The sequence below is a fragment of the Vibrio sp. 378 genome, assembly GCF_033339435.1.
Genome location: NZ_JAWOUO010000002.1, coordinates 299623 through 323014 on the forward strand (window position 1 = coordinate 299623; position 23392 = coordinate 323014).

Annotated in this window: 24 protein-coding genes; 6 read left to right on the plus strand and 18 right to left on the minus strand. The window is 44.5% G+C overall.

Annotation, left to right across the window (positions count from 1 at the left end; genetic code table 11):
• Positions 1 to 17: 17 nt before the first annotated feature.
• From R7Q48_RS04725 to R7Q48_RS04755, 7 genes are all read right to left on the minus strand, one after another.
• Entirely contained in the window at positions 18 to 515 is a 498-nt protein-coding gene (locus tag R7Q48_RS04725; protein ID WP_017820521.1) for a spore coat U domain-containing protein, read from the minus strand.
• A gap of 39 nt (positions 516 to 554) precedes the next feature.
• Positions 555 to 1100 carry a spore coat U domain-containing protein gene (locus R7Q48_RS04730; protein WP_005375099.1) on the minus strand — a complete coding sequence of 182 codons (546 nt, stop codon included), beginning with the start codon at positions 1098 to 1100 and terminating at the stop codon, positions 555 to 557.
• 388 nt (positions 1101 to 1488) lie between these two features.
• The gene (tdh, locus tag R7Q48_RS04735) at positions 1489 to 2520 is read right to left on the minus strand and encodes an L-threonine 3-dehydrogenase (RefSeq protein WP_005383983.1); all 1032 of its coding nucleotides are present in this window, start codon (positions 2518 to 2520) and stop codon (positions 1489 to 1491) included.
• A 44-nt stretch (positions 2521 to 2564) separates the two neighbouring features.
• Positions 2565 to 3758 carry a glycine C-acetyltransferase gene (locus R7Q48_RS04740; RefSeq protein WP_005375095.1) on the minus strand — a complete coding sequence of 398 codons (1194 nt, stop codon included), beginning with the start codon at positions 3756 to 3758 and terminating at the stop codon, positions 2565 to 2567.
• Positions 3759 to 3970: 212 nt separating this feature from the next.
• The gene (locus R7Q48_RS04745; RefSeq protein WP_064354925.1) at positions 3971 to 6301 is read right to left on the minus strand and encodes a putative bifunctional diguanylate cyclase/phosphodiesterase; all 2331 of its coding nucleotides are present in this window, start codon (positions 6299 to 6301) and stop codon (positions 3971 to 3973) included.
• Positions 6298 to 7230, minus strand: coding sequence for a transporter substrate-binding domain-containing protein (locus tag R7Q48_RS04750; RefSeq protein WP_005375093.1), 933 nt, complete (start codon positions 7228 to 7230; stop codon positions 6298 to 6300). Before R7Q48_RS04750 ends, R7Q48_RS04745 begins: the two co-directional genes overlap by 4 nt.
• A gap of 62 nt (positions 7231 to 7292) precedes the next feature.
• Positions 7293 to 8702, minus strand: a complete 1410-nt coding sequence (locus R7Q48_RS04755) for an aminotransferase class V-fold PLP-dependent enzyme (protein ID WP_238843709.1) — start codon at positions 8700 to 8702, stop codon at positions 7293 to 7295.
• A 541-nt stretch (positions 8703 to 9243) separates the two neighbouring features.
• On the opposite strand from R7Q48_RS04755, the gene R7Q48_RS04760 reads away from it, so the two are divergent.
• Positions 9244 to 9759 carry a superoxide dismutase family protein gene (locus R7Q48_RS04760; protein WP_005375091.1) on the plus strand — a complete coding sequence of 172 codons (516 nt, stop codon included), beginning with the start codon at positions 9244 to 9246 and terminating at the stop codon, positions 9757 to 9759.
• Between the two features lie 27 nt (positions 9760 to 9786).
• Here the strand turns inward: R7Q48_RS04760 and R7Q48_RS04765 are convergent, their stop codons facing one another.
• From R7Q48_RS04765 to R7Q48_RS04780, 4 genes are all read right to left on the minus strand, one after another.
• A complete protein-coding gene (locus R7Q48_RS04765) occupies positions 9787 to 11160 on the minus strand; it encodes a sensor histidine kinase (protein ID WP_256903365.1) in 1374 nt (457 codons plus the stop codon).
• 116 nt (positions 11161 to 11276) lie between these two features.
• Complete coding sequence (locus R7Q48_RS04770) at positions 11277 to 12008, minus strand: response regulator transcription factor (protein WP_206959466.1); 732 nt, start codon at positions 12006 to 12008, stop codon at positions 11277 to 11279.
• A gap of 146 nt (positions 12009 to 12154) precedes the next feature.
• Positions 12155 to 12850, minus strand: coding sequence for a spondin domain-containing protein (locus R7Q48_RS04775; protein ID WP_171344183.1), 696 nt, complete (start codon positions 12848 to 12850; stop codon positions 12155 to 12157).
• A gap of 9 nt (positions 12851 to 12859) precedes the next feature.
• Positions 12860 to 13543 (minus strand): spondin domain-containing protein, encoded by a 684-nt coding sequence (locus tag R7Q48_RS04780; protein ID WP_256903366.1) that lies wholly within the window; start codon positions 13541 to 13543, stop codon positions 12860 to 12862.
• A 288-nt stretch (positions 13544 to 13831) separates the two neighbouring features.
• Between R7Q48_RS04780 and R7Q48_RS04785 the strand changes: the two genes are divergently transcribed.
• From R7Q48_RS04785 to R7Q48_RS04795, 3 genes are all read left to right on the plus strand, one after another.
• Positions 13832 to 14305 carry a hypothetical protein gene (locus R7Q48_RS04785; protein ID WP_256903367.1) on the plus strand — a complete coding sequence of 158 codons (474 nt, stop codon included), beginning with the start codon at positions 13832 to 13834 and terminating at the stop codon, positions 14303 to 14305.
• Between the two features lie 77 nt (positions 14306 to 14382).
• Complete coding sequence (locus tag R7Q48_RS04790) at positions 14383 to 15312, plus strand: LysR family transcriptional regulator (RefSeq protein WP_033906703.1); 930 nt, start codon at positions 14383 to 14385, stop codon at positions 15310 to 15312.
• A gap of 11 nt (positions 15313 to 15323) precedes the next feature.
• Positions 15324 to 15707 carry a VOC family protein gene (locus R7Q48_RS04795; protein ID WP_161445704.1) on the plus strand — a complete coding sequence of 128 codons (384 nt, stop codon included), beginning with the start codon at positions 15324 to 15326 and terminating at the stop codon, positions 15705 to 15707.
• Between the two features lie 51 nt (positions 15708 to 15758).
• Here R7Q48_RS04795 and R7Q48_RS04800 read toward each other — a convergent pair whose 3' ends face one another.
• From R7Q48_RS04800 to R7Q48_RS04825, 6 genes are all read right to left on the minus strand, one after another.
• A complete protein-coding gene (locus R7Q48_RS04800) occupies positions 15759 to 17198 on the minus strand; it encodes a PepSY-associated TM helix domain-containing protein (protein WP_256903046.1) in 1440 nt (479 codons plus the stop codon).
• A 154-nt stretch (positions 17199 to 17352) separates the two neighbouring features.
• The gene (locus R7Q48_RS04805; protein WP_080276971.1) at positions 17353 to 17712 is read right to left on the minus strand and encodes a hypothetical protein; all 360 of its coding nucleotides are present in this window, start codon (positions 17710 to 17712) and stop codon (positions 17353 to 17355) included.
• A 218-nt stretch (positions 17713 to 17930) separates the two neighbouring features.
• Positions 17931 to 18320, minus strand: a complete 390-nt coding sequence (locus R7Q48_RS04810) for a cytochrome b562 (RefSeq protein WP_021035869.1) — start codon at positions 18318 to 18320, stop codon at positions 17931 to 17933.
• Positions 18321 to 18476: 156 nt separating this feature from the next.
• The gene (locus R7Q48_RS04815) at positions 18477 to 19229 is read right to left on the minus strand and encodes a phosphatase (RefSeq protein WP_005375066.1); all 753 of its coding nucleotides are present in this window, start codon (positions 19227 to 19229) and stop codon (positions 18477 to 18479) included.
• 83 nt (positions 19230 to 19312) lie between these two features.
• Positions 19313 to 19759, minus strand: coding sequence for an SRPBCC family protein (locus R7Q48_RS04820; RefSeq protein ID WP_005375065.1), 447 nt, complete (start codon positions 19757 to 19759; stop codon positions 19313 to 19315).
• Positions 19760 to 19858: 99 nt separating this feature from the next.
• Entirely contained in the window at positions 19859 to 20782 is a 924-nt protein-coding gene (locus R7Q48_RS04825) for a DMT family transporter (protein WP_053307934.1), read from the minus strand.
• Positions 20783 to 20910: 128 nt separating this feature from the next.
• Between R7Q48_RS04825 and R7Q48_RS04830 the strand changes: the two genes are divergently transcribed.
• Together R7Q48_RS04830 and R7Q48_RS04835 are read left to right on the plus strand one after the other, a co-directional pair.
• The gene (locus R7Q48_RS04830; RefSeq protein ID WP_033906699.1) at positions 20911 to 21804 is read left to right on the plus strand and encodes a LysR substrate-binding domain-containing protein; all 894 of its coding nucleotides are present in this window, start codon (positions 20911 to 20913) and stop codon (positions 21802 to 21804) included.
• 72 nt (positions 21805 to 21876) lie between these two features.
• A complete protein-coding gene (locus tag R7Q48_RS04835; protein WP_213867888.1) occupies positions 21877 to 22935 on the plus strand; it encodes a S1 family peptidase in 1059 nt (352 codons plus the stop codon).
• A gap of 16 nt (positions 22936 to 22951) precedes the next feature.
• Here the strand turns inward: R7Q48_RS04835 and fliJ are convergent, their stop codons facing one another.
• Complete coding sequence (gene fliJ / locus R7Q48_RS04840) at positions 22952 to 23392, minus strand: flagellar export protein FliJ (protein ID WP_256903047.1); 441 nt, start codon at positions 23390 to 23392, stop codon at positions 22952 to 22954.

Genomic DNA, 23392 nt, shown 5'->3' on the forward strand with positions numbered 1-23392 from the left:
ACCCCTCCAAAGTTCACTTACCACTCTAATGTCAGCGTAAGCGTATCCATATAAATTCCAGCCATTTCATTCCCATTTATTGTTGCCTTTGCCCAGATAGGAAACTGAATATTATCTGGGTCTTGGTCGGTATCGACGGAATATTGCGTGTCAATATCAAGCACCTGCGTATAATTTAGATCCTGAAACAAAAAGTAATCTACCGTTGTCGCTTCTTCACTGTGCTTTAGCTTACGTACACCGTCCGATGCATTCATCCCGCCATTTACGGAAACATTCATCGTAATACCCGGAGTACAACTTAATGTGAGTGATGAACTGTAAGTGATGCTGCCTTGTACTTCCGTCGCGTAAACTGAAGAATGCTCACCAAAATCTAACGTGCCTATTTGCCCGGCTTGGGTTGCGCTTTCTTCTTGTACTGCGCCGTTAATCAAACAACCTGTATCTACGGTGGCAGACACCTGAAAAGTTTGTGTCGCATCAGCCAGCACAGTTAAAGAGCACAAACTCATCGCGACAAGTGAAAAGCCCCTAACAACCAGCGTCACGTTTTACCAGCTTAGCGTCACACTGATGGTATCGGAGTATGTACCGGCAATGCTGCTCGTACCGTAAGCTTTCGCAAAAAGCTCAATAGTTTGCGATGTTGCACTAGTAAATTCAGACAGAGCTACCGTCCCGCCTTGTATAATTTGTGTGCTTCGGTCTGAGTCGGTAAACAACGTATAATCAATAAATTGCGCGCCATTTGACATCGCATAGGTACCAACGGTCGCACTTGCATCATACAATCCGGTGCCCAATGTAAACGTCGGTGTCACACCGTTACTACAAAGCACTTCAATACCCGTCGCACTACCACCATTTACCACACCATCTTGTTCACTGAAGATTGCAGGCACGTCTCCAAAGGCGAGTGAGCCAAAGCCAACGCCAGAAGCTGCATCTACCGCATTATTTCCATTAATCACACAACCTTGTACAAGGTTAATTGAAACATCAATCGTACCGCTCACTGACGCTCCACTCGCTTGCCAACTAAATGAGGTTAAGAGCAGAGGCATCATCAGATAAAATCTTTTCATATAAAGCTCCATTTTTACATTCCACTGTATATCGGTAACCTTTTTATTAGTTATAGCTCAATTATGACAAACTAAATGCATATAAAATGTAAAACAATAAAAAGAAGCAGGATAAGGATAAAGACGAACAGCAAATAAAAATATTAAACTTAAAAGTGACGATTTTTAAGCATGTAATGCTAAAAAATGACCACTAAAAACAAGTGGTTATTATCTTGTTCCAAATATAGAATCGACAATGAGTTAGAAGGTAGGGTGAAGTTGAGTGGAAAAAATCTAAAAAAGTAGCAGAACGATACGAGAAGTTTAGAAAAGATTGGCGACCATTTCTTCCCGAAACAAAAATCTTCATGAAACAAAAATGCGCCCCAAAAAGGAGCGCATTTCTTACTTGAATAAGTTATTCCCAATCAAGAATAACCTTGCCTGACATGCCGCTGCGCATTACGTCGAAGCCTTCTTGGAAATCATCAATCTTGTAGTGGTGCGTGATGATTGGCGATAGATCCAGACCAGATTGGATCAGTGAAGCCATCTTGTACCAAGTTTCGAACATTTCGCGACCGTAGATACCTTTGATCACCAAGCCTTTGAAGATAACTTGGTTCCAGTCGATACCCATGTCTGATGGTGGAATACCTAGTAGTGCAATACGACCACCGTGGTTCATTGTGGTTAGCATTGAGTTGAATGCTGCTGGGTTACCAGACATTTCTAGACCAACGTCGAAGCCTTCTGTCATGCCTAGCTCAGCCATTACGTCTTCTAGCTTCTCTTCAGCCACGTTTACTGCGCGTGTTACACCCATCTTACGAGCAAGTTCTAGACGGTATTCGTTCACATCCGTGATCACTACGTGACGAGCACCAACGTGTTTCGCGACTGCCGCTGCCATGATACCGATTGGGCCAGCACCTGTGATAAGCACGTCTTCGCCTACTAGGTCGAAAGAAAGTGCTGTGTGTACTGCGTTACCAAACGGGTCAAAGATAGACGCTAGATCGTCAGAGATGCCTTCAGGGATCTTGAACGCGTTGAACGCTGGGATCACTAGGTATTCTGCGAATGCACCTTCGCGGTTAACGCCCACACCAATCGTGTTACGACATAGGTGAGTACGGCCGCCACGACAGTTACGACAATGACCACACGTGATGTGACCTTCGCCAGATACGCGGTCACCGATTTCAAAGCCACGAACTTCCTGACCAATCGCAACCACTTCACCCACGTATTCGTGACCGACAACCATAGGCACTGGAATGGTTTTTTGTGACCATTCGTCCCAGTTATAGATGTGTACGTCTGTACCACAGATAGCGGTTTTCTTAATTTTGATCAGAATATCGTTATGGCCGACTTCAGGTTTATCAACCTCAGTCATCCAGATGCCTTCTTCAGGCTTTAGCTTTGATAATGCTTTAATTTTCATAATGTAACCTTAATTAAAGGCCCTATTGTCTAAGGCCTAGAATCTTAAATAAGACCCATGTCCTTACCAACTTGGATGAACGCGTCGATTGCACGGTCTAGTTGCTCGCGAGAGTGCGCCGCAGACATTTGAGTACGGATACGTGCTTGACCTTTTGGTACTACAGGGAATGAGAAGCCGATTACGTAGATGCCTTTCTCCAGCGCACGCTCTGCAAATTCTGCTGCTACTTTTGCGTCACCAAGCATGATCGGAATGATTGCGTGGTCAGCACCACCCATTGTGAAGCCTGCGTCTTCCATACGAGTACGGAAGTGTGCTGCGTTTTCCCATAGACGGTCACGTAGGTCACCGCTCTCTTCTAGTAGGTCTAGAACGCGGATAGAAGCGCTTACGATTGCTGGTGCAACAGAGTTAGAGAATAGGTATGGACGAGAACGCTGACGTAGCCAGTCAATCACTTCCGCTTTACCAGATGTGTAACCGCCTGAAGCGCCGCCCATTGCTTTGCCTAGCGTACCAGTGATGATGTCGATACGGTCAACTACGTTGTGGTGCTCGTGCGTACCTGCACCTGTTTTGCCCATGAAGCCAACAGCGTGAGAGTCGTCAACCATAGTCAACGCGCCGTACTTCTCTGCTAGGTCACAGATAGCCGGAAGGTTTGCTACTACGCCATCCATTGAGAACACACCGTCCGTTACGATAAGAATGTGGCGAGCACCTGCTTCTTTCGCAGCGATCAGTTGTTGCTCTAGCTCTTCCATGTTGTTGTTTGAGTAGCGGAAACGCATTGCTTTACATAGACGAACACCATCGATGATTGACGCGTGGTTTAAAGCGTCAGAGATGATTGCGTCTTCTTTGCCTAGAATAGTTTCAAATAGGCCCGCGTTTGCGTCGAAACATGATGTGTAAAGAATCGTATCTTCTTTACCTAGGAACTTAGAAAGCTTCTGCTCAAGCTCTTTGTGGATGTCTTGCGTACCACAGATAAAACGTACTGAAGCCATACCAAAGCCGTGCTCGTCCATGCCTGCTTTACCCGCTTCGATAAGTGCCGGATGGTTAGCAAGACCAAGGTAGTTGTTCGCACAGAAGTTTAGTACTTCTTCACCAGTAGAGATTTTAACAGCCGCTTGCTGTTGAGACGTGATGACACGCTCTGATTTGTAAAGGCCTTCCGCCTTTACTTCTTCGATTTGCTGCTGAATCTGTTGGTAGAATGCAGAAGACATTTGAAATTCCTTCCTAGTTATTTTGGCGAGTATTTACTCGTTTAGAATTAGGCTTAGCCTTTATGTGACGGGCGTCACGGGCTATCACTCATCAATTAATTGTAGTGTAATTCAAGGAAGGAGGAAGGATTATACCTTAAGGTGGAAAAGCATTAATGAATCCTAGGCACAAATTCAATTAATGCTTTTCTATGAGGTTGTTATAAAAGGAATTATAGCCAGGTAGGCTTAGCCAAAAGTGCTTCAAAGTCCTTAGCAGGTAATGGTCGGCTATAGTGGAAACCTTGTCCGAACTCACAGTTTAGGTTTTTCAGGTAATCCACATGACGCTGTTCTTCGATGCCTTCTGCGACGATCTTAAGATCCAGCGCTTTCGCCATTGCTATGATTACGTTGACAAGCTCGCGGTCTGAGTCGTTCTCGAACATATTTTGCATAAAGCTACGATCAATCTTTAAGCGGTCGAACGGAAACTTCTGCAAGTAACTCAGCGCAGAATAACCAGTACCAAAATCATCAATAGTAAGTTTGGTGCCTAACGCTCGTAAGTTATTAAGCATGTCTAATAGCTCAGAATCGTGATTGAAGAGGAGACTTTCTGTCACTTCAATATCGAACTTATCTGACGGAAGACCAGACTCCTCAAGGCTGTGTTTAATAAACGTAAGTAAGCGCTCGCAGTACCTAAATTGAACACTAGAAAAGTTTACAGAAACAAACAACGGAGTCAGACTCTGCCATTGTGCCGCTTGTCGACACGCTTGTTGAATAGCAAACTCACCAATTTGATGAATTAAACCATTTTTCTCTGCAATAGAGATAAACTCTTCAGGGTTTACGAATCCGTACTTGTCATCATTCCAACGCATTAGCGCTTCTGCCCCTACGATTTTACCACTACTCAGCTCAATAATTGGCTGATAATACAGCTCTAACAACTGATTGGAGATCGCACTTCTCAGACGATTTTCCAGATCTAAGTAGCGTTGCAAGTCTTGGTTCATATTATGGTTATAAAAACAAAAGCCATCACGCCCATCTTGTTTCGCCCGATACATTGCCATATCAGCACATGCAAGGAGCTGCTCAGCGTTGTCTCCGTCATCCGGGAACACAGACATTCCAACGCTGCTACTCAAGAAGAATTCATGGTTGTTCCAAACAAACGGATCGTTAAACGCCGAAAGTACACTTGAAGCAACTCGCTTTGCAGTATCATTATCAGGCAAATCAGGGATGACGAGTAAAAACTCATCTCCACCAATTCTCGCCAATAAGTCTGTTTTTCTTGCGACTTGATACAGTCGCTGAGCACTGAGTTTAAGGATTTCATCCCCAACAAAGTGTCCCATTGAATCGTTAATCTGCTTAAAGTGGTCTAAGTCGATGAACATCACCAAAACTTTAGACCCACTACGCGATGCCCTAATTAACTCCAAAGCCAATCGCTCGGAACCATAACTACGATTAGGTAAATTGGTTAATGTGTCATATTTAGCTTGGAAGGCGAGTTCTTTTTCAGACGCTTTTCGACGTTCAATTTCGTTCGTTAATTTTTTATTCTGTTTAGAAAGAATATCTTTACGCTTTTTTTCTTCCTCAAGCTTAATTTTCAATTCAATCCTATTATTGTTCGTGATGAATGCATAACATAAAGCAATGACGATCATAACGGCGAGAATACTCAAACCAATAATAAAGAGCCGTGATGTAAATATATCTCGTTCACTCAAAGGCTCGAACCACGCCATCAATTTGAAGTGATGTTTATCCACAGGCACTTCAAAGTAAATTTTTCCGTCTATAGCCTCAGAAACGAAATAGTTCTCATCCTTATTGTGAGAAGGTGTTTTATTTATGGTATCCCATACAACCATTTCCACGTCTTTTATTTTTAGCACCATTCGGCTATAACTATCTTCGTGTTCTTGGTTAGTAAGTTGGTCAATAACAATATTCTTATTAAGATCGGCAATTAAAAAGGCAACAGGCTTTCCGGAGAACTTAACTTGCTTAATGACTTGAATGCGAACGTCATCATTGTATCGCGTCGCACAAACCTCTTCGGGATGCCCGTGTTGAGTCATTAAGGTTTGTATGTCCATTTTGTGCTCGGCAAGGTTTTCAGATCCAGTGGTGACAATGGTGACTCCATCACTGCCTACCAGCGTGAGCTTCTTATAGATTTGGCTGCTATTAATTAGCTTACTGTCTATCTTCTCATCGAAGCGACGCTTTAAATTAATTAGACTGGCACCTAATCCATACTCCATTGACATTCCAGAAGCTAAATTACCAAAGAATGTTTGTATTGTTTTATCTGTAGCTAGATTATCAACATCTTCACTCGCTATGGTAAATAAATTATCGAGTGTGCTTGCATAACTTTTAACTTTTAAATCTAGTTCTCTGTATTGAGATTCTTTTAATTTATTTTGACCTACGCTAGTCACAGTAATAAGCATAGCTAGGTAAATTGAAACTAATATTGCGCTTATTGTAATAAATCTTTTACTGGAAAATTTTTTAACGGCCTTATTCATCGGACTTTCTTTTTATCTTCTATAAAGTAATCGTTATAAAAGTAGTAAATAGATGGATAGTATTTTTTTACTAATTTTTCGTATGAACCGTCTTTTTTTATCGAGTCTAAATAACGATCAAATGCTTTGCGTAATTCAGGGGAATTTTTACGGAATGCAACAGCCATTTTTTGATTTTCAGATATAGGGCCAATGACTTTTATTTCGCCCGGCCATTTTTCGAGGGCAATTAGCGTATCCGCAACATCTAATAATGTGCTTTCCGCATCATTTTTCATTATCGCTGGAACCATCTCATTAAGGAGACGCGCCCCATCAGGTAATATAACTTTTGCACCTGTGTCATATAAGTCATAAAGGTTAGGATCCAAGCAAGAATGTTCTAAAGCTAACACTTCGCGACCATCGATCAGCTGCTTGACGTTTTTAACATCTTCATCGACCGACCCACTTGGTTTAATCGGGCTCAGACTAGAGTCGGATCTGGAAACCAACCATACACCTGAAGGAAAATAATCTTGTGAAAAATCGACAACCTCAGAGCGCCAATCAAGAATAGTAACGCCATTTGCGATCAAGTCGCCTTCAATTGGAACACTTTCTCCGACAACAGCCTGCTTGTTGTGATATTGCACATTTTGCCCTGTCAACTTACCAACCACGTCGCTCCACTGTGCTGGAACATACTGGTACTGAACACCTAACGACTTGGCAAAACCTTTTATTATCTCTACATCCAAGCCAGTCAAAGTTTCCACTTCACCTTGTTCAATATAGGAGACAAAGTTAGCGTACGGGACACCAATGTGACGCAGTACACCGCGTTCACGGATTTGTTGTAAATCGTCTGACCAAGCGGCAGACGACGCAACAGAGGTAACCATGAGCGCCACCGTCGCTAAAGTTCTTTTGAATGTTATGACTGACATAATAATATCCTTACCTTTCACAAAGCGCCCAATAATGGGCGCTTGAGTGATAAACAACGATGTTAGAACGACGAGTAATACAAATTCGTCATCGCCACTACGAGCCCTTCCACATCTTGTTCGTCATGGAACAAATGCGTAGAGATACGCAGCGCGTAAGTATCAAAGTCATCATCCTTATGCAGCTTAAAGCTAGTCGTACGGATGATGTAACCATACTCTTCACGTAAACGATCTCGGAATTCCGTCAGTATCTCTTCATTAGTTACATCGGAGAACGGGTTAACCGTCGTTAAGCCACTGGTTAAGCCTTCCACGTTTGGTGAATACATTTTGGCTTGTGGTAAGTACTCTTGAAGCAAGGTTTTACATAAACTACCAAGGCTTACAACTCGCTCTTCGATACGGTCTCGACCAATCTCATCCCACATTTTGCAACTATCAACTAGTGCTTGTTTCGCAGGATAGTTATCGTTACCAATGTATTGCATTTGCAGCTGTTTACCCAGGTAATCAGCATGAGAAAGTGAGGAGTTGATCAACCATAACGGGTTCTCTCGGTCACTCCAATACTCATTCAAACGGTTACCGTTATCACGAACATACAGAATACCCGTCGCGCCCGGACCACACTGCCACTTATGACCAGATCCTGCATAGAAATCACAATCCATATCGTGGAAATCAAGGTCAAACATACCGACCGTATGCGCGCCATCAACAAGAGTAGGTACACCATACTCTTTTGCTAAAGCACAAATGGCTTTTGCTGGTAGCGCGGTTCCTGTTTTGTATGTGATATGAGAGAAAACAATTAGGCGAACGTTTTGATTCGCATCAAGCGCGTCTCGGAACGCTTGAATGTAATCTTGCTCAGAAACGTTTTCGGTACCAGTAAATACTGGTAGTTGAATTTCTACCACATCCACACCAAAACGATGTTTCGCTACGTTCATAGGTGATGTTGCAGCAATATGTTCATGGTGTGTCGTTAGAATCACATCACCTGGTTCAAAGTGTAAGCCATTAATGATCGAGCATAAGCCATCAGTAGTGTTGCGGCTGAGAATGATCTCTTCTGGGTTAGCACCAAAACCTGGTGCGACGTCTTTAACCATCTCAGAAACATACGGCCAAGAGCCAAATTTGCCTTTCATATCCCAAGGGTATTTAGCCACCAGCTTGTTGTTATGCTCGTAATCTTCAAGAACATGTTTTGGCATTGAACCTGTTGTACCAATGTTCATGTAAGTGGTTCGTTTATCCAAAACGAACTGTCTTTGCACTTTACGCCAGAAGCGCTTATCGTGTTTTCTACCTAGCCCGCGGCTGCTCCAATCAATTTTCTGTTCTCGTGCTTGAGCTACGCCTGAGAAAGCGGAAGCACTCACACCAGCAACAACAGCTCCTGTTGCGCCTTTCAGAAAATTACGGCGGCTGCTATTAGTCTGAATAGATTCCTTGTCTTTCATCTTTTTCAATCCTTGTCGGAAATTAGCCATATTATTAATTTTAAGTGCGTAACTATCTGTTACTAAAACATTATTACCCATTACAATCAGAGTTTAATTTTTTCCTCTGCCATTAAGTGACTTTAGTTCCAATTTTTTATCTTATTTGATGATATAAGCAACAGTTTGACCACAAATCTATAAACAACAATGTTCACATTAATATATTCGTTAATTTGATTATTCTTTATTGCGGACAATTCCACCAAATTCTTTATAAAACAATTATGAGCTTTGTTATAAAGTCATTAAAAATTTAACTTTGCGTTAATTTAAAAATATTCAGGCTATTTTAAGATTGGCGTCTATTCTTTTTATATCTTAACGATCTCAACATGTTAAGACTAAATAAAAGAAAGCTGATTTCGGATCGAGATATCAGTTTAAGACCATAAAGTGATACACATCACTCTATGACATAAACTCACCGCTCAACAGACATAAGTAAAACAGGTTTTCACTAATATGTGCTTGAGCGTACACCCTAAAAGAAGGAGGTCCCATGTTAAAAGGATTGCTATGCATTTCAGTTGCATCCGCTCTTGTCGCCGCCCCTAACGCGCTAGCAAAAACGGTAGAAATGACTGCTCTCAACACCAATGAGAGCGCTGGTACCATTGAGATTTCACAAAGTGATTATGGCGTTGTTTTTACGCCTCAATTATCAGGTTTGTCAGCAGGTGTGCACGGTTTCCATGTTCACACTAATCCATCTTGCGATAGCATAGAAAAGGATGACAAAACCGTATTAGGCGGCGCAGCAGGTGGCCATTATGATCCTAACAACACAGGGAAGCATGGCTATCCTTGGACCGATGACAATCATTTAGGCGACTTGCCTCCACTCTATGTGGACATGGACGGCAATGCCAATCAGCCCGTTGTCGCGCCTCGCCTAAAATTATCGGATTTAAAAGGTCGAGCGTTAATGATCCATGCAGGTGGTGACAATCACTCCGATCACCCAAGTAAGCTAGGTGGTGGCGGCGCTCGCGTCGTATGTGGTGTTATTGAATAAACATTAACTTATGTCTCACACTTCTCTTTAGATTGCGAGAAGTGTGAACTTCTGTTGATATTGAGAGGATGTTGCATTGGTCTCAAGATAGCTGTGGTGAAGCATTAAGATCGATTGAACAATCTTCGTCCCGATCCCCAAAGAACCGCCCTCCGCTTCTTCCTCGATGTGATTGACGAAGGCAAAGTGGATACGCGACTTATCTTCACTCAAATGCGCTTGGCAATGCACTTCCGAGCCGATTGGGCTGTGACGCAATGCATTTTCAAGCAGGTTCAACACCAACCGTTCCAATAGCCCCTTATCACCCACAGTTTGGATTTCGCTATCGATATCCACTTTCAACACCACTTCTTTACGAGAAAACTGGCTCTGCATCGTTTCAGCACATTCTGCCATCAACGCGCCAAGATCTACGGGGCGGTACTCGTAGTTTGGCATTGGAGCTTCTTTGCGTGCGGCGTCTAATAAAGAATGCAGTTGAGTTGAGAGCTTCTCACAATTTCGGAAAGCGACGTCAATTAATGGATCGGATTCCGGATGTTGCAAACGCCACGTTTCCAAATAGCCCAGCACGCTCGATAACGGCGTTTTTAAATCATGACTAAGCTGCAGCAAGCTTTGACGACGATGAGACGATTGATACTCCAACTGCAAAAATTGCTGCTGAATATGCTTCGCCATCATCTGATAAGAGTGCGCAATCGGCACGAGCTCCGGCACTTGGTGAGTAAAATCAGGTTGCAGGCGAAAATCATGTTCAGCTTGCTGTTGAAGTTGCTTGGTCACACGTTCAATCGGATTCAATAGGCTACGTTTGACCAGCACATAAGCCCCGAGGGCAAAGCCTAAAATGGACACTAAGACCAATCCTGCCAGCGCGATGTAAGGGGTATCGACTTGAGCATTGGCAATGGCGTCATGTCGGGTACTGCCAATCACCACGTAGAGATAACCGACCGTAGAGCCTAATTCTTCTATCGCCGCGACAGAAAAGACTTTGTGCTCACCACGATTACGTGGGTCTTCACCCAAAATAGGAAAAGGCTGGTCATTTAAGAATTGCTTAATGGGGTTGAGATCCAACTTCCCCATGATCTCCGCCCCTTCTGGTGCTGCATGGGTGGTGATATTGCCTTGGCTATCGAGGAAGTAGATTTCAAAATCAGGGCCAATCAGCATGAGCGTGTGAAAGATCGACTTAAGTGCTTTAGGGTTGTAATCCGTCCCGATCATCAGCGGATTATCGTCACGCATATGGCTTGCCAGCTCTTTATGCAGGCTTTGCTTAGTGCGTAACTCAATGGTTTCTTTTTGCCAATTGTAAGTCAGTGCAATCACCACCGCCGCGAGGCAGAACCACAAGCTAGTAAATGCTACCAAGCGAGATTTGAAGCTCATCCTATCGCCTCCTTAAACAGCGGTGTTTTTGAAACACCCGTGATGATTGAAAAATGACGGTGAAAACAACCGCCGACTTACTGTCTTGGCTTGATGTTTTGACTTATTTTCTTGCGTTAGTGTCTTGGTTGAAACTTATATCCAACACCCCAAACAGTTTGAATGAAGTGATGATCAGAGTCGGACAACGACAACTTGCTGCGTAAACGGTTAATGGTGCTACACACAGTGTGGTGATAACCAGAATGACTGGTGTTCCAAACGTGATCGAGCAATTCATCTTTACTGTAGACTCTGCCCGGACGAGTCGCGAGAAACTGCAGCAAAGTAAACTCTGTCGCGGTGAGAGTGACATCTTTATCGTTTAGGGATACTTGGTGCAACTCCGGAATGATTCTCAGCGGACCAAAATCCATCGCATCGTCGAGGACTTCATTTGCTACTTTGACTTCTACGGTTTGGCTGACTCTGCGTAGCACATTTCGCACTCGTGCTTGAAATTCTAATACGCTAAATGGCTTAGTGATGTAGTCATCAACGCCTGCTTCTAAACCGTCAACCTTATCCATTTCACCGTCTCTGGCTGTCAGCATGAGCACTGGGCTCCAATCTTGTTGCTGACGCAAATAATGGCAGATGTCTAGACCATCACCATCTGGCAAACCTCGGTCAAGGATCAATAAATCAAAGGGTTGTTGCTGATATTGCGCTTTAGCATCGGCGACATTTGTGGCTCGCGACACTTGGTGTCCTTGAAACTTGAGATGCATCTGAACCAGTTCTGCCAAATCATCGTCATCTTCCACCAACAAGATGTTCGCGACTAAATTGATTGCCTGTTGTTCCATGGTCCTTTCCTTGCCTTCGAGTATCCTCACTTTGCACATGACCGGAACAAATTAGAAATTCTTTCAAAAAAGGTTCCGATGACGCCATGAGGGATAAAGCGCTCGGCTACAAGCGCTTTGGAAAGGAGACGTCATCGGAGCCTGTGTTACTCGACTCGAGTGATGGTGACTTTCGCACCTGGGTTCAAGAAACGATGGTTCGCAGAAAGTGCTGAGTTTGCTAATCCGTCATCTTGGCTAACAACACCCGCATGGAATGCAACAACGTCATTGCTGTCATTACGCGCGGCATTGAAACCCTCACCGCCACCTGCTGGGCCCGGAATGGTTGCAGCAAGTTCATCGTTCAGTTCTGTGCCAGAGTCCCAAACGTTCATGCTCATTTCATAGCTTTCACCCACTGCGAGCGATTTGAGCGATAGCCCCGTTTCGCCAACAAAAGCATCGTTGGTATTCACGAACATAGACGCCACAGACAAGTAACCGTAACGACTAGGGTCAACCGTGATGGTGACTTCGTCCGATGCACCCGGCAACACCAATCCATTACCCGAAATGCCTTGGTAAACACTGTCATTGCTGTTCATCAATTCAATCAGCTCTGCGTTACTACCGCCTTCGGCAAGGTGCTCAAGTTCAACGGATGCGGCTTGTCCAATTTCAAACAGTTGGTAGTCACCATTGTGAGTGAGTACAGCAAGCGGAGACATAGGTTGATTCGCAGTCAAGTTCGAAACGTTGACGGTGTAGCGGTACGATTTCACTACGTCATTATCATCATCGCTTGGGCAACCGGCGAGCAAGCCGACTGAAGCTGCTACTAGTAAGATTCTGTATTTCATACATCCCCCTTACTTCACAACGATTGTGATGGTTGCAACTGGGTTTAACCAACGATGGCTGCTGCTGTCTAGGTCACTGATGCCGCCAGATGGGTCGCTATCACCAAGGTTACCCGGATGCACGTGAACTTTGTCGTTAGTTACCGTTGCTTCAACGCCTGTGCCGCCAGTACCAAAGGTAATGAAAGGTGGGTTTGGCATGCTAGACGCAAGCTCATCGTTCGCTTCTGTACCAGCATCGTAACTTCTTAGCGTTGCTCGGTATGTACCCGCTTCCGTTGGAATCTTCCAGCTATCTAGACCGACAAAACCGTCATTGGTTGGCAGCAACATCGCGCTCAGAGAAAGATAACCGTGGTCGCCACTATCCAAGGTGAAGGTGGTTGCCACACCTGGGTTCAAAATGCCACCAGCAGGGTTCTCTACCACCGCACCACCAGCGTTACCAATCACACTAGCAAGCCCAGAGATATCACCGCCTTCTGCCATTGCTTCTAGTTCAGGCGTTGCTGCTTGGCCCGTTCTGAACATTTGAAGATCAGAACCATGTGCAGCGACAATAAGTGGCGTAAAGTAGATGCCTTTGGCTGCGTTTGTCACGGTGATTTCCAATTCCGCCGCATTCACTGATGCAGAGCCTAGTGCCATAGCGACTGAAGTCATGACGAGTCCGAGTTGGGTACGTTTTTTCATTGTGATTCCATCCTTAAATGAGGGTTGAACTACCCAAGCCCATGTGTACGGCTTTACTTCATTGTTCGTGACTTGAGTAGGTTAAGCATTACGTTTCGAACGTTTTGCGTTCTTGCCTCTAAGAATGACGAGCAAATCTATCAGCAACTTCATCGAATTCTCATAAAATTCTCACAAGTTCTGTTCGAATTCTGTCAGCAGCACTTTTTTACTCTTAATCAGCTATTTACACGTCGCGCTTTCCCCTCCTACAATGCGGTATTCTCTGTTTAAATCACGATTCTCACCATGATTCATAACGTTCTGTCTGCCTACTATGGCGAAATCTACGGCATCGCTTTTTTCAACCACTACTTGAGCCATTACACCCAAAGTGAACAACAAACGCTGTGGAAAACCTTGATTGAAGTGGAAGAACTCACCGCAGAAAAGCTCAAATCGGTACTGCTGACAAATGGCATGGATATCGAAAGTCGACACCAAGAGATGCTAGATAAAGGCTTGGCAGACGCAACCAAGTGGATTGGTTTACCATCGCAAGAGTTGGTAGCGACTCTTTTGAAGTGGGTAGAACCTTATGAGGTTAAGTATCGAGAGTGGCATGAAGAAGTGAAAGCTTCACAGCAGTATTCAATCGCTGAGCGAGAAGCTATCGAGTTAATTGCAGACCACGAAACGGCCATTTATCACTGTTGGCAGCAATACCATACTGGTGAATCTGGCTTGCCTGCACTCAATGCATTTTTGGCAAAATATCGTTAAAGCGAGACGGTGACACTTGAACCTCGTGAAACCGTACCAGACAATGTCGTTATTCCGCTCCGCAGAACTGAACAATTATGGTTAATCCAAAACTCATTGCCCTACTTCCTGATCTTGCTTCGTTTATCTTAGTGGTAAACGAAGGCAGTTTTACCGCTGCAGCCAAACAACTCGGCGTGACGCCATCGGCTTTAAGTAAGTTGATCACACGATTAGAGCAAGCCCTCTCGGTCAAACTGTTTGAGCGCACGACTCGTAAGTTGATCATCACTCAAGCAGGGCAAAAGGTTTACGACCAAAGCATCGCAATGGTGAATGCCGCACAGCAAGCCGTTGAGCTATCTGCGGAAGATCATGCCGAGCCAACAGGCGCACTCACAGTAGCAGCCCCTGAAGCATTTCTTAATTCGGTGCTTCAACCGTTTGTGTTGCCATTCCTAGAACGTTATCCAAATATACAGCTTAAGCTGCGTGCAGCAGATGGTGAGATCGATCTGTTCCGCCAAGGAATTGATGTCGCATTTAAGCTCACCGACAAACCCGATGAGAACCTGGTCCTCAAAGAGATCAGCAAGACCAACCTTGTTTTGTGTGCCTCTCCAGATTACCTAGCCAAACACGGTATGCCTGAGCACCCAACCGAGCTTGAGCAGCACGACTGTATTTACCTTGCCGAGAACGACAAAGACAACATCTGGTCGTTCTTTAAAGAGGAAGCGTTCCACTCGATTGCAGTAAGTGGACGCTACGCCGTCAACCATTCTCAAATGCGCTTGAACGGGGTTAAGTCTGGCTTGGGAATTGGGATCTTCCATGACTTCGTGATCAAAGACGCTTTAGAGCAAGGAGAAGTGGTGGAGGTTCTGCCGGATTGGATGATCAAGAGTAACTATCATGGCGCTATCGCGATGCAGTATGCGCAAACCAAATACATGCCCGCTCGTCTGCGTGTGTTTATCGACTTCGTTAAGGAGCATTTAGTCTCCGAGGATACTAACCATGCTTGAAGAGGCTAACCATGTTTAATGCCATTCATCACGTCGCGATCATTTGCAGCGATTACCCAAAGTCAAAACGCTTTTACACTGAAGTGTTAGGACTGAAAGTCATTGCCGAGAACTATCGTGAAGCCAGAGACTCCTACAAGCTTGACCTCGCTTTACCTGACGGCAGTCAAGTTGAACTGTTTAGCTTTCCGGGCGCCCCTGAGAGACCGAGCTTTCCCGAAGCGCAAGGCCTGCGACATCTCGCTTTTTTGGTTGATGATGTTGAGCAAGTGAAAGTCTACCTAGAATCGAATGACGTTGAAGTTGAGCCAATTCGTATTGACGAATTTACAGGCAAAGCCTTTACCTTCTTCCAAGACCCAGATGGCTTGCCGCTGGAGATTTACCAGAAATAAAAAGAGCCAGCACTTCGCTGGCTCTTTTACTATTTCATTCTTTGTCTGTTACTAATTCAACGCCGTTTTCAGCTTCTCAACGCGGTTGAACAACAGCCAATCCAGTGCGAGAACCGTAACAATTGCCAAACCACCCATCGGAAACGCCAGACACAATATCACCAACGTTACTAAGCCTAGCTTCCAAATACCGTCTTGCTGAAACTTAGGTGGTGCGCCCAATGCGGCACTGCGACTTGGTCTACGAATCCACCACATCACCACGCCTGTGATTGAGATTAAGATGAACGCCAAACAGAACACTACGTTGAGTACTTTGTTAAGCACACTGACATCACCTTGATGCAATGACACACCTGCCGCCATGAACTTGGCAAACAAACTGTAATCTTGCCATGTGACATCCACCAACAAGCGACCGGAATATTGGTCAAAGTGGCTGGTGCGATCTTGTCTTGGGTCGGAGATATCGCCACCCATAGAGTTAGCGGCAACGGTATAAACGCCCGTCTCAGAGCGTGGCAAAAACAACTTATAGCCCGTGAAGCCCATCATTTCAGCCTTGAGGATGATATCATCAATAGAGAGCGCATCATGGCTGCCTGCGTATGCCATCTCTTCCTTCATATTGGCATGATCATGAGCGGGCTTATCTTTCGATTCTGGCACAGCAGCAAGCTCTAAGTTCCATGGCATCTCTTCTGAAGCGCCATGGTTAAGATCTTTGTGTGTCAGTGTGGATTCCGGTTTCTCACCCCATGTGTAATAGGTTGGGAAGGTATTCCAAGCTTGCACCATTTTCGCCCCCCAGATCCCTGCCCACGACAAACCTGAAATCAAAAAGAACAACAGAACAATCGACAGCACGCCACCTAAATTCGCATGCAGGTCACGCATCAAAATTCGAGGGCCATTGTTAAGGCGAATTTTCAAAAAGCCGGCGCGGCTGGCGTTGTCTCTAGGTAACCAAAGGTACAAACCAGACACCAACAGTAAAATCCCGAGACTTGCGGCGATTTCAATTAAACGGTCGCCTAGGTCGCCGATGAGCAAGGTGCCGTGAATGCTGTTCATCAGTTCATAGATGCTGTCACCACGATTAATGGTGCCCTGTACGTCTCCTGTATAAGGATTTACTGCAACAATCAACGAGCTGCCTTCTTGGTTTTGAATCGAGAATCGGTTGGCAATATCGGCCGTTTTAGCAGGTACAAATTGAGTGACATTAAAATCGGGATACGCCTGCTTTACGGTTTCCAATTGTGCAGAGACGGGAACCATTTGCTCTTGTGGTGAAACTTGTAATGTCGCTTCGTATCGAGCCAGTTCGATTTCATCATCAAACAACATCACTAACCCCGTGAGGGAAAGTATCAGCATAAATGGAATGACGAACAAACCTGCGTAGAAGTGCCATCGCCACGTCATAAAGTAGATGGATTTTGCGCGTGAGGCTTCCTTGAGTTGAGGCTTTGCCGAGTTTCTCAACATGTGTATTTTCCTTTTTTCATTGTTGAACACCCAAATTGAGCCAAACGCATCCTGCACATACGCATTCGTATGCGGCGCTAATTGACTTAGATTTGGGAGTACCACTGCTCGAAGTGGCAGTGTTGTTGGCTTTATTTACTTGTAATTGTTTTCGTTATGAGAAAAGGGAAACTGGCGGCGCTCTAGGAACTGGTGTTTCAAATCGCACACTTAGAGCCAAATAAGCGTAGCTGTCAGAAGTCACCAAGCTCTGTCTTGAAAGTATCGGTGTCGTTGGAAGTGTATCGTGATGAAAAGTCGAGAAGTGGCTAAACGGACAAGGCTTGCCTTTGTGGCTGACCGAATTGTCGCCCTCTTCTATTTGGACCAACTCAAATCCGTTAAGCGTACATAGCGTCGCCCACACACCCATGCTGTTACCATGAGCATTGATAACAGGCATCAGCGTCACTAGCACCCAACTGAGAGCACTAGCAAATAACATCGAGCGGTAAAAAGGAATTAATCTACGCATAACGGTGACTTAACAAATTTCACACAGCGTAACCAATTCTGAGTGGTAGCTCAAAAACAGGATCAATAAGTGGTTGCTACCTCACAAGTTTTCTTGAATGCATCGATTGACAGGCGCAAAAAAGCCCGCCGAAATGGCAGGCTGATAATGTGTTCATTCATTACTTAGAGATAACGCGTAATCCACTGCCACGAGCAAATGCTCCGCTCAGTAGATAATTAGCCGAACAACTTGCTCCAAATGCTTGGATTGCGCTTGTCGTGGTACTCTTCACGAAGACTATCGATTTCACGCAGTTGAGCTTTTGCTTCTTGTAGCTTGCCTGCATCAAGATCCGCTTCAATCTTATCTAGCGTTACCGTCAGCTTGTTAAAGCCTTCTAAGTAAGTATCAAACTTCTCTGGTGGGTAATTACCACGCTTAGATTGTTCAACAATCGCTTGCAAGCTATCAATCGCAGATTTCATGGTTTCAACATCAGACGCTTCCGCCGCCTGTTTGAATTCCATCTTCATCTGTTTCATGTTTTGTTTTAAATCAACCGCTTCTGCCATTGCGTATGTTGAGCCAAACGCAATCGCACACCCTAGGACTAAAGGACGTAACATTTTTCACTTCTCCATTTATAGTGCCGAATTCTGTGTCGGCTTTATTCACCCAAATAACCTACGCCATAAGAGGCGAAAAACTAGCTTAGTTGAGTATTTCCGGGTCGCAGTGTAAAGCAATCTGGCGTCGGGTGCATACCTTAAATGTAATCAAGTTTATGCGTTGAGAATGCTGTCATATTCTGCAATTGGTTTACGGCCTCTCAAAGCTAAGAAAGACAAAAACTGCTGAGCGGTGTGAGTAATCACTTTCTTGCTATCAATACCCACTTTGTCCATTAACTCTCCAACCAAATCCAGATTACCAACATCGTGACAGAAATGCGCGTCACTGCCCGTGGTGAAGAAAACACCGAGATCTTTCCCGATTTGTGCAATCTCGTGGCAACGGTCTACGCTGCCTACTCGGCTGTTGCCTTTCAGCGTGGTGTTATTAATTTCAATCGCGACATTGTGCTCTTTCGCGCACGCTAAAACGGTCTGAAAATCAAAGTCGAAATTTGGATTACCAAGATGACCGAGCGCATCAATACGACCACTCTGAATGACATTAACAAGTGCTTCCGTGTGAGTTTGCTTGTTTGCAGGACGAAAAACGGGTTCATGAAAACTCGCGATCACCCAATCTAAGTTGCGGTCCACACTCAGTGGAATATCAATGTCGCCTTCGGTATTCATAATGTTAGATTCAACGCCACGAATAATCGCAACGCCTTCAAGAAAGCGAGGCAGAATTTTCTGGTTCGAGAAGAACCAGTAATGAGGAGCACCCGGCATTGATTCTGCGTGATCGGTCGTGCAGAACATATCCAGCCCGTTCTCTTTTGCCAACTTTGCATTTTCAATCAAGGTACTGTACGCGTGACCACTGGCGTACGTATGTGTATGGGTATCAACTTTAAATTCCATCATCCACTCTCTTAGGTGCGCTATCTTGCGTGCTATTGTATACCTTCAGGCAACGCATCGTCAGCCCAAGATAAGCAAGAACCCTAAGCTTGCTCTTCACTAATGGCTTTTATCAAGGGTAAAGCTTTTTCCCATCCGTGATTAAACATGGAAACAAAGTCGTTGTGAGTATGAATGGTAACATTGAGTAGTAAACGATCGTTGTTGGTATCGATCTGGTAGATCTCTCGCGATCCGATCCACCTAGATGCTAGGTCAGCATCGAGTTGTTGACGATTATCCGGATTAAAAATGGCAACATGATGAAATTCAAGTTTTTGAAGCGGTAGCACCGTATCTATGATCGCCCTTGTCCCGCCCATATCTGGATCAAAAAAAGTGATGCCACCTCCTTCTTCCCAAGCTCCTTCAAATTGAGACTGCGGTGAAAAGGCTTGTGCCCAACGTTTATACAACTCAACATCGGTTAGCACTTCCCACACTCGTTGCGGTGTCGCCGAAATTTCGACGTAATAATTTAGCGTAAGCATGATTTCTCTCCCTGAACCTTTCTTGACGCTAGCCCATACTCAGGAAAAATCAAACCACACGACCAATTTATCTACCTGCCCCCTTCATTTTCCGACAGACTAAGAAGTTCTCGCTTGTAAACCGCCACTGCGATGCGCCGTAAAACGAACCCAACATGTGTTCAGTATGATTGCGAGCACTATTAAACTCATCCCAACAATTTGACTTTGACTCATTCGGTCTTCAAAAAACAGGCTCTGCCAAACCGCAGTGAACAATAAGTTAGTAAAAATGAGTGGCGCAAGTTGAGAGCCACTGCTTGCCAGTTTATATGCTTTGGAGCGAAAAACTTGGGTGTTAATGATCATCAGAGACATCATACCGATCCACAGCGTATTTGAAGAAATCTCAGGCGCCATAACACTCATATTAAGTAACGCGTCGAAGTCATTAAACAAAGTTAGCGGCAACAGAAATACGGCAGCGAAACCAAACGCCCAAAAGTTGATTTCTAGCGGCGACATATTTGTTTTACTCACTTTATATAACGTAAGCTGAGAACCAGAATTGAAGAGTCCACCAGCCAAGCCGAGCAATAAATCCGCTCGCCATGTAATCTCACTTCCACCGCCCGCCAACATAACCACACCAGTGAACGCCATTGCTAAAGCCGCCAATGTTGAAACACGAATGCGCCCCCTCATGAACAGCTTTTCAACCAAGGGAATAAATAATGGGCCAGTAGCAAACAAAACGACCCCCTCAACGAGCGTTAACGTTTGTAATGACGCGATAAAGCAAAGTTGTGACAAACCGATACAAAGAGCACGCAATAAAATAGGCTTTAGCGTGCCCGCTTTAGGAAAGGTAAGGTTTTTCACACGAAGTAAGATAAGTAAGATAAGCGCAGGCACCAAAAAACGTAAGAAGCTAAATAGTGTGACGGAAAGTTCGCCTGACAACTGCTTTGCTAACAGTCCAGTAACAGATAAGCTTAACGTAGACATCAACATGAAAAGGATAGATTTATTTACAGCATTCATTCAATACTCCTTAATATATGGAGCATTTTAAAAGACATCACTTATCGTAAATAGCGAGTAATATTAACCATTGATGTAAGAAAAACTTACAGTTTAACTTATCTATCACCAGCTACGGTTTTTAAATTATGCGGAAACTAGTCCCCTTAAAGTCCATCTACGCATTTGTTGCAGTAGCTGAGTCTGGCAGCATGACAGAAGCAGCACAGATATTAAGTGTGAGCCACTCAGCCGTAAGTCAGGCAATTAAATCGCTGGAGAGTCAAGTCAACAAGCCTCTGTTTGATCGCATAGGCAGACAAGTTCAACTCAATGCGGACGGTAAAAAGTATTACAGAAAGGTGGCACCCGCTTTAGAGCAAATTGTCGATGCAACGGAAGCACTCATCCAAGATCAGAATTTGCAACGTGTTACGCTCAATATGGTGAATTCATTGGCTCTTCACTGGTGGATTCCTCGAATGTCAGATTTACAAGGGTTTGCTCCTCAATTAGACGTTCGTTTATCAAACCTGTCTGGCAGATTCAATTTAGAACAAGAAGGTATCGACGCGGCTTTGGTGCATGGAAATCCCGAAGAATGGCAGGATTACTACTGCGAAAAGCTCAGTGAAGATGAACTGGTTTTGGTGTGCAGTCCTGAATTGATAGCGAAGACAAAGGACTCAAACATCACTCAACTCTTAAAGCAGTATCCCATCATTGAAGTTACTAACGAACGAAGAAAAAATGACTGGAACGTGTGGCTGGACGCGACGGGTATCCAGCGACCTAAAAATAAAAAACCAATCACTTTTAACATGTCGATACAAGCCGTCCAGGCCACAACTCGTCGTTTGGGGTTATTGGTCACTCATCGCTTGTTTGTGAAGGATGACATCAAATATGGTCAGCTAATCGAGCTGGGTGAACCCGTCATTAATCCTCATCAACAGCTTTACTTTGTATGTCCGCCACACAAGCTAAAGCTTGAATCGTTTCATCTGTTGCGATCTTGGCTACAACAATCATTCAACTATTAGAAACTTTTGTTAAGCACATTCACTGAAAAACTAGTATAAAGTTAGAAGAGCACTTTCATCCAAGGATGGTTTATGAAGCAGTATCAAATATGGCTAAGCGCACTCTGTTTTGCAGTATCTTTGAGTGCGACCGCAGAAGCAGAAAATGATAACCGCCTTTCAGAACAAGGGATCTCCACGGCAATTATTGGGGGGCAGCAGGCGACCCAAAACCAACTTCCTTTTTTTGCACGTCTTATTCTACATAAAACTGGCGCTAATCAGTTTGCCAATATTTGTGGGGGAACCATTGTAAACGACCGCTTCATTTTAACTGCGGCTCACTGCGTAGAACCAAGCGTTTTCACTGACGGTTGGACAATCAACGATCTACGAGTGCTAGTCAAAAACCCTACGATGAATGACGTGTTTGTTGAAGAATTCAAAGATGTTCGCTCTATCACGATTCATCCTGATTATGTGCCTAGCGATTTATGGATTAATGACATCGCTGTCCTTGAATTGACTCGCCCTATTACCGATAACGTTCAATCCATCACTTTACCGCAAGACTTTGGAGACTACAGCAGCAAGACGGTTTATCAGATATTCGGTTTAGGTCAGACCTCGACTAGTGATGAAAACGGGCCAAACTATTTGCGCTGGGCAGAAGTGAAACCCCTTACCGACACCCAATGCGCTTCGCTGGTAACAGGGTTTAATGCTCAGGAAAGTTTGTGTGCGAATGGATTTCCTGAGCGAAGCTACACTGGTATCTGCCGCGGTGACTCAGGCGGTCCCCTCACTTATCAAGACAATAATGGCATGTATCAGCAAATCGGTATTGTTAGCTATGGTTCTTCTGTTTGTGAATCTGCTGCGATTCCGAGTGTGTTTACTGAGGTTCTAAATTATACAACGTGGATTGAAGCCCAAACCAGTTCGGGAGTGAAAACTCGTTATAACGCCCTCTTAGCAAGTACAGAAGATTATCATAGTGAAGGCGATTCCGGCTTTGAACCAGAAGATACTAACACGTCGGGCTTTGACGATAACGGCAGCGGCGGCGGCGGTGCTCTCGGATCAGGGTTGATCATGCTTGGAGGCTGGTTTGGTTGGCTAAGACACCGCAGAAATGATTCGCGCTCCTAGTTGCGTCAACAAGACATCATAATATCTTGCGCTTAACGCGAGAGTTAATGATGTCTTCAATCATCTTTTGCTCTTTTTTCGCTTTTTCATAGTTCTGCTTAGTACGCCAACGTTCAAGCACTTTTTCTAACCCTTGAACGCGTGCGTGCTTGTGTTCTAGTGTTTTCTGTACAGATGCACATTCCGCTTGCATAACGGCTTGCTCTTGCTCGTGGTGACGAAGCATTCTTTGTAGCATTTGGTCAACACGATTAAAGTTCATCAAAGCCGCGCTCGTCAGCGTCGGGTCGGTTCGGGTTGATTGTCCAGCGTGGCCTTTCAACGCCGATAACTGTTCCAATTGCATTGAAAGATGGGAGTGACGCTGACGCATGGCATCAAGTTGTTGACCCACACGATCACGCTGTTTTTCTTCCATTTGCTGTAACTTGCCTACGGCTTTTAACTTGGATTTCAT